General features: G+C 70.8%; 6 protein-coding genes. 3 read left to right on the forward strand and 3 right to left on the reverse strand.

Annotated features, from left to right (window positions below; translation table 11 throughout):
- Positions 1-909: diacylglycerol kinase (locus tag G6020_RS04510; RefSeq protein WP_206682201.1), on the forward strand; the 909-nt coding region annotated here is incomplete at its 5' end.
- A gap of 51 nt (positions 910-960) precedes the next feature.
- On the forward strand, positions 961-1,701 hold the full coding sequence (locus G6020_RS04515; RefSeq protein WP_182609814.1) for a glucose 1-dehydrogenase: 741 nt from the start codon (positions 961-963) through the stop codon (positions 1,699-1,701).
- Positions 1,702-1,722: 21 nt separating this feature from the next.
- Here G6020_RS04515 and G6020_RS04520 read toward each other — a convergent pair whose 3' ends face one another.
- Both G6020_RS04520 and G6020_RS04525 read right to left on the reverse strand, forming a co-directional pair.
- A complete protein-coding gene (locus G6020_RS04520; RefSeq protein WP_182609815.1) occupies positions 1,723-2,298 on the reverse strand; it encodes a peroxidase-related enzyme in 576 nt (191 codons plus the stop codon).
- Positions 2,299-2,421: 123 nt separating this feature from the next.
- Complete coding sequence (locus tag G6020_RS04525) at positions 2,422-2,832, reverse strand: PPOX class F420-dependent oxidoreductase (RefSeq protein ID WP_304812365.1); 411 nt, start codon at positions 2,830-2,832, stop codon at positions 2,422-2,424.
- Between the two features lie 169 nt (positions 2,833-3,001).
- On the opposite strand from G6020_RS04525, the gene G6020_RS04530 reads away from it, so the two are divergent.
- Positions 3,002-4,411, forward strand: a complete 1,410-nt coding sequence (locus G6020_RS04530; protein WP_182609816.1) for an MBL fold metallo-hydrolase — start codon at positions 3,002-3,004, stop codon at positions 4,409-4,411.
- Here the strand turns inward: G6020_RS04530 and G6020_RS04535 are convergent.
- Positions 4,372-6,246 (reverse strand): amidohydrolase family protein, encoded by a 1,875-nt coding sequence (locus tag G6020_RS04535; RefSeq protein ID WP_347238308.1) that lies wholly within the window; start codon positions 6,244-6,246, stop codon positions 4,372-4,374. The two genes, G6020_RS04530 and G6020_RS04535, sit on opposite strands and share 40 nt — an antisense overlap.
- Positions 6,247-6,520: the final 274 nt, after the last annotated feature.

Genomic DNA, 6,520 nt, shown 5'->3' on the forward strand with positions numbered 1-6,520 from the left:
TCCGCCACAACGAGTGCGGCCGACATCGTGGCCGCGGCGCCCGACTGCGTGGTCTACTGCGCGATGAGCGACACCAGGCCGGTGGAGGCCGCGCGCGACATCCGCGAGTACCTCGCCGCCGGGATCAACGTGGCGGGCACCGCGCCCACTCCGCTCATCAACCCCGCCGCGGGCGTCCCCGACAGCGCGCGCGCCAAGCTCGAGGCCGCGGCCCTGGAGGGCGGTGCCACCCTCTTCGTCACCGGCGTGGACCCGGGGTTCACCAACGATCTCCTGCCGCTCGCGATCACCGGCACCTGCCGCGAGGTGCGCCAGGTCCGCTGCACCGAGTTCTCCGACTACGCCACCTACGATTCCACCGAGTCGATGGTCGACGTCATGGGTTTCGGCACCCCGCTCGACCAGACCCCGCTGCTGTTCCTGCCCGGGGTGTTGACGGCGGGGTGGGGGGCGTCGATCCACCTGCTCGCCGCCGGGTTGGGCGTGGAGGTGGACGAGATCACCGAACACGTCGAGCGCGAACCCGCCCCGGAGACCTACGAGGTCGCGGCCTGCACCATCGCCGAGGGCACCCAGGCGGGGTTCCGCTTCCAGATCACCGGCATGGTGGCGGGCGAGCCCGTCATCGTGGTCGAACACGTCACCCGGACCCGGGACGACCTGCGGCCGGACTGGCCGTACGCGGTCCAGGAGGGGCACTCGTACCGCGTCGAGGTGATCGGCGAGCCGTCGTACGTCCTCGACCTGGCCGCGCAGAGCGCGGACGGCGACCACAACTACTCGGCGATCCTCGCCGGGGTCGGCAGGGTGGTCAACGCCGTACCCGCCGTCGTGGCCGCGGCGCCGGGGTTGACCACGACGCTGGATCTGCCGCTCACCGGCGCGCCGGGCATCGTCGGTACGCGCTGACGCGTCGACCGGCGTCGTCACCACAGCTGTTCACGAGTAGAGGGAGTCGTCATGGGTCGGGTCGAGGGCAAGGTCGCCATCATCACGGGTGCCGCACGGGGGATGGGCGAGGCCGACGCGCGCCGCCTCGTCGCGGAGGGCGCGAAGGTCGTGCTCACCGATGTGCTGGACGATCAGGGCGAGGCCGTGGCGGCCGAGCTGGGGGAGGGCGCGCGCTACCGCCATCTCGACGTGTCCGATGCGGAGCAGTGGAAGGCCGTCGTCGAGGAGACGGTCGCCGACTGGGGTGGGGTCGACGTGTTGGTCAACAACGCGGGGATCGCCAACGGGGCCGAGCTGCACAGGTTCCGGCACGACAAGTGGCAGCAGATCCTGGACGTGAACCTCACGGGGACCTTCTACGGATGTCAAGCCGTCACCGAGACGATGATCGCCGCCGGTGGGGGGTCGATCATCAACGTCTCGTCGATCGAGGGAATGCGCGGTACGCCGTGGGCTCACGGGTACGTGGCCGCCAAGTGGGCCGTCCGTGGGCTCACCAAATCGGTCGCGCTCGAGCTCGCCCCGCACGGCATCCGCTGCAACTCGCTGCACCCGGGCCTCGTGCGCACCCCGATCACCGAGGGGATCCCGGACGATATGATCCCGATCCCCCTCGGCCGGCTGGGCACCGTCGAGGACGTAGCTAACTTCGTGCTGTTCCTGGCCTCGGACGAGTCCTCCTACGCCACCGCCACCGAGTTCGTGGTGGACGGCGGGACCATCAACGGGATCCCGCACAAGCAGCTGTAGAGCCACCGCGACCGCGGCCGCCTACTTCTGCCGCGGCACGCGGCCCATCAGGTAGAACTCCGGGTTCGGCCGCATGTCGGTGGCGTTGGCCACCCGGTTGCTCAACCCGAACAGGCCGGTGATCGCCGCGATGTCCCACGCGTCCTCGTCGTCCAGGCCGTGCTCGTGCAGCGCGGCGAAGTCCGCGTCGACCAGCTCGTCGGACCGCAGGTTGACCTTGGTGGCGAAGTCGCAGATGGCGCGCTCCCGCGGGGTCAGTTCGGCTTTGTGATGGCTCACGGCCAGCTGGTCGGAGAGGTAGGGGTCCCTCTTGACGATCCGCAGGATCGCACCGTGCGCGACCACGCAGAACTGGCAGTTGTTCTGACCGGAGATGGTCACGATGATCATCTCCTTGTCCGCCTTGGACATGTTCGAGCCCTCGCGGTCCATCACCGCGTCGTGGTAGGCGAAGAACGCCCGCCACTCCGCCGGGCGGCGACCGAACATCAGGAACACCTCGGGGACGAACCCGGCCTTCTCCTGCTCGGCCAGGATGCGCTCGCGCAGGTCCTCGGGCAGATCGTCGAGCTCGGCGAGGGGATAGCGGTCCGACATGGAGGTCTCCGGGGCGTAGACGGGCGAGGGGTCGCCTCAGCGTAGGTCGCGCGTGGGGACGCCGGAGGTGTTCGGCGGGCCCTCCCCCGTGCGGGTCACCCGGCCGCGCGGGTCGCCCGGCGCTCAGGACTCGCGGAGTCGGCCCCACACATGGACGTGGTCGATCTCCACCCATGCGTCCACGCGGGCGCGGTCGCGCACCGAGTACGGCTCGCCGGTGTAGTGCGTGCTCAGGGCGTCGATGCCGGACAGGTCCGGGTCGTCGGCGATCTCCACGACCCGTCCCTGGATGCTCGCGTGGGTGTACCAGTCCTCGGACGCGATGACGGACAGCGCCACCCGCGGGTCGCGGCGGAGGTGCTGCAGCCGCACCCGGCCGGCGTCGAGGTTGAGGTGGATCCGGTCGCCCTCGACCAGCCGGTACCAGGTGGGCACGGTGACCGGGGAGCCGTCCTTGCGCAGCGTCGCCATGACGGCCGGGTTGGGCGCGAGCAGGAGGGAGCGGGTGTCGTCGTCCAGGGGCGAGTCGGTCACGGTGGGGGTCCTTTCATCGGCGATACGGTCCGTCCCCCAGTGTGCGCCGCCGGGCCGCGACGGCGCGGAACCCCTGGCCATGCGCGCCATCGACCGAACGGTGGCTGCATACCGGGGAGGGTTTTACGGTGGAGTGTGTACCTGTTCCCCACGGAAACGGACACACATCATGCTCTTCGAGCGCATCTATGACTACGACCTGGCCCACGCCAGCTACTTCATCGGCTGCCAGAGCAGCAGTGAGGCGATCGTCGTGGACCCCAGCCGCGACCTCCGGCCCTACGTCGAGATGGCCGACCAGCACGGCATGACCATCGTCAAGGTCACCGAGACCCACATCCACGCCGACTACCTGTCCGGCACCCGCGAGCTGGCCGCCGCGACCGGCGCCACCACGTATCTCTCCGACGAGGGCGGCGAGGACTGGCGCTACGGCTTCGAGGGCGAGCGTCTCCGCGACGGCGACACCATCGAGCTAGGCAACGTCCGCCTCAAGGCCGTGCACACTCCCGGCCACACGCCCGAGCACCTGATGTTCCTCATCACCGACGGCGCGTTCGCCGACGAGCCCGGTTACGCGCTGACCGGCGATTTCGTGTTCTGTGGCGACCTCGGGCGACCGGACCTGCTCGACGAGACCGCCGGCGGCAGCGATTCGGGCGGCGAGGACACCCGCTACGAGAGCGCCACGCAGCTCTTCGCCAGCCTCCGCGAGCGCTTCCTCACCCTGCCCGACCACGTCCAGGTGTTCCCGGCCCACGGCGCAGGGTCGGCCTGCGGCAAGTCCCTGGGGGCGCTGCCGTCCAGCTCGGTGGGATACGAGCGGAAGTTCGCGTGGTGGCCGAAGTACGTGGAGAACGACGACGAGGAGGGCTTCATCTCCGAACTCCTCGACGGCCAGCCCGACGCGCCGGCGTACTTCGGGCGGATGAAGCGCGAGAACCGGGACGGCCCCTCCGTGCTCGGCCATCCGTTGCCGGAGCTGCAGGAGTTGCCAGCGGAGGAGGTGGCCTCCGGCATCGACTCCGGTGACCTCGTCGTCGTCGACCCCCGACCCGCCGACGACGTCCACGACGGCACCGTCGACCGCGCCATCAACCTCCCGGCCGGTCAGGCCGGCACCTACGCCGGCTGGGCCATCGACCCGGAGTCCGACACCCGCGGCCTGGTCTTCCTCGCCGAGGACGCCGAGGCGGCCGACGAGCTGCGGCGCCACGTCATCCGCGTGGGCGTCGACTCCACGCGCGGGTACGTCACCTCCACCGACGGACTGCCCACGTTCCGCCCGGAGACCGTGGACCCGGAGGACCTGGAGGCCCACGAGCACACCATGGTGCTCGACGTCCGCGCCACCTCCGAGTACTCCGACGGCCACGTCCCCGGCGCCACCCAGCTGCACGGCGGCCAGGTGATGTGGGAGCGCGACGAGCTGCCCGACCCGGGCAGGATCGTCACCTACTGCCAGTCGGGTGCCCGCAGCTCGGTCGTGGCCAGTGCGCTGCGCAGCGTCGGGTACGACGTCACCGAACTCGAGGGCAGCTATTCCGCCTGGGAGGAGGCCGGACTGCCCACCGAGTGACCGGCCGGCCGCGGGTCCGTACTCGGCCGCAGGTCCGAGCTCGGCCGCGGCCCCACGGCCTCGCCCGCGGGAAGGAACCGTCCCGCCGAGAACTGTCGGCCGTACCCCTCGGCGAACTCGCCGTCGGACCACACCACGTGGCCGCTGATGATCGTGGCGGCCACCGCGCGGTCGTTGCGGTTGACCATGCGGTGGATGCCGCCGAGCTCCGGCAACGCCTCCTCGTGGTAGTCCAGCGACTCGCCGTCGAGGCCGGCCGGGTCGATCACCACCACGTCGGCTCGACGCCCGGGTGCGATCCGCCCGGCGTCGAGCCGGTAGAAGTCGGCGAGTTCTCCGGTGAGCTTGAACACGGCCTCCTCGACGGACAGGAACGGGGTACCCCGACGATCCGCCTCGTGCACGCGCTCGAGCAGGCGGACGCCGAAGTTGTAGAAGGCCATGTTGCGCAGGTGCGCCCCGGCGTCGGAGAAGCCGATGGTGATCCCCGGGGTCCGCGCGAGCCGGTTGGCGACCTCCTCGCGCGCGTTGGCGATGGTGGTGGTCCACCGCAGGTCGGCGCCGTGCTCCACGACCAGGTCGAGGAAGCAGTCAGCGGGGTGCAGTGACCGTGCGCGGGCGACGTCGCCGACGGTCCTGCCGACCAGCGACTCGTCGGGGCAGGCCACGATCAGGGCGTCGTCGAAGTCGCGGTGCCACACCCGTGGGCTGAACCGCTTCTCGAAGTCCCGCCGGAACCAGCGCCGGTAGCCCTCCTTCTCGAGCAGATCGGTGCGGGCCATCTCGTCCTTGAGGTGTAGCGCCTCGCGTCCGGAGCCGAACTCCTCGAAGACCACCAGGTCGATCCCGTCGGCCCACACCTTGAAGGTGGTGGGCAGGTGCTGCCACACGAACCTGCCCCTTCCGAGAGTGTTGGCCACCCATGCCAGCGGCCGGAAGATGCGGTTGACCCACGGCTCGGCCAGGGTGTCCGCGGCGGCGAGGAGTGAGACCCGCAGCGGCTTGCGGAAGAGTCCCGTGCTGGTGGCCACGTAGAAGGCCACGTCGACCTTGGTGTTGAGGTTCGGCACGCCCTGCAGGACCCGGTCGCGCCGGCGGAGGATCCGGCTGAGGCGCCGGAACTCCTTCCACGAGGCGTGTGTGGAGGGCAGGGTCCGCGAGCGGTAGCGGTCGCCGTCCATCTTGTCCCACGGGTTGGTCATGGTGGAGACCCCGAGGAAACCCTGGTCGAGGGCCTCGTCCACCCGCCGTTCGATCTCGCGCAACTCCTCCCGACCGGGGGAGTGCTCCGGGTCGGTCGCCCGGCCCAGGCCCATCACGGAGGCGCGGACGTCGGAGTGGCCGAGGAAGCTCGCCACGTTGGGCCCCAGCGGCAGGGCCTCGACCGCGCGCCGCCATGCCGCCGGGTCGGACCAGGACTTCGTGCGCTCGAGTGCCTCGAGGACGGCGTCCCGGGGCAGGGCCTCGACGCGGCTGAACAGGTCGGCCACGTCGACGGTGTCCGAGTAGACCCCGGACAGGGAGCAGTTGCCCACGAGCACGGTGGTCACCCCGTGCCGCACCGACTCGCCGAGCCCGGGGGAGACCAGCAGTTCGACGTCGTAGTGGGTGTGGGTGTCGACGAATCCGGGCATCACCCATCTGCCGCCGGCCTCGATGACGCGGGTGCCGGGCGAGATCGGGAGCGGGGTGGGGCTCACCGCCGCGACGACGCCGGATCGGATCCCGACGTCGGACCGGACGCCCGGCGCGCCGGTTCCGTCGTAGACGGTCCCGCCGCGGATCACGATGTCGAAGTCGGCGCCGCCCGGGCTGGCGTGATCAGTGGTGTCCACGAGGCACTCCCGGTTTTGTGACACAAAACACATACTTCACCAGGCTACCCGGACGCTGGTCCAAGTCCAGACCTCGTCGCGAATTCCCCTGCGCCGCCCGGCCGCCGTGGGGCACCGGCGAGAGGCCGCCGCCCCGGAGTGCCCGTGTCGTCGCGTGGTCACACCCGCTCACGTTTCCCGAGGTGGCGTTCCCGCTCAGGTGCCGTTTGCGACCACTCGCCGGAGGGCGCCCTGGAGCACCGGCGGCACGGCGCCGCCGCGCGGTATCGGCCGA

This window comes from Dietzia sp. B19, assembly GCF_014145155.1.
Classification (GTDB): Bacteria; Actinomycetota; Actinomycetes; order Mycobacteriales; family Mycobacteriaceae; genus Dietzia; species Dietzia natronolimnaea.

What these genes read in the sequence shown, in the direction of transcription:
- G6020_RS04515 (WP_182609814.1), top strand. Translation starts at nt 961, where the DNA reads ATGGGTCGGGTCGAGGGCAAGGTCGCCATCATCACGGGTGCCGCACGG.
- G6020_RS04520 (WP_182609815.1), bottom strand. Translation starts at nt 2,298, where the DNA reads ATGTCGGACCGCTATCCCCTCGCCGAGCTCGACGATCTGCCCGAGGAC.
- G6020_RS04530 (WP_182609816.1), top strand. Translation starts at nt 3,002, where the DNA reads ATGCTCTTCGAGCGCATCTATGACTACGACCTGGCCCACGCCAGCTAC.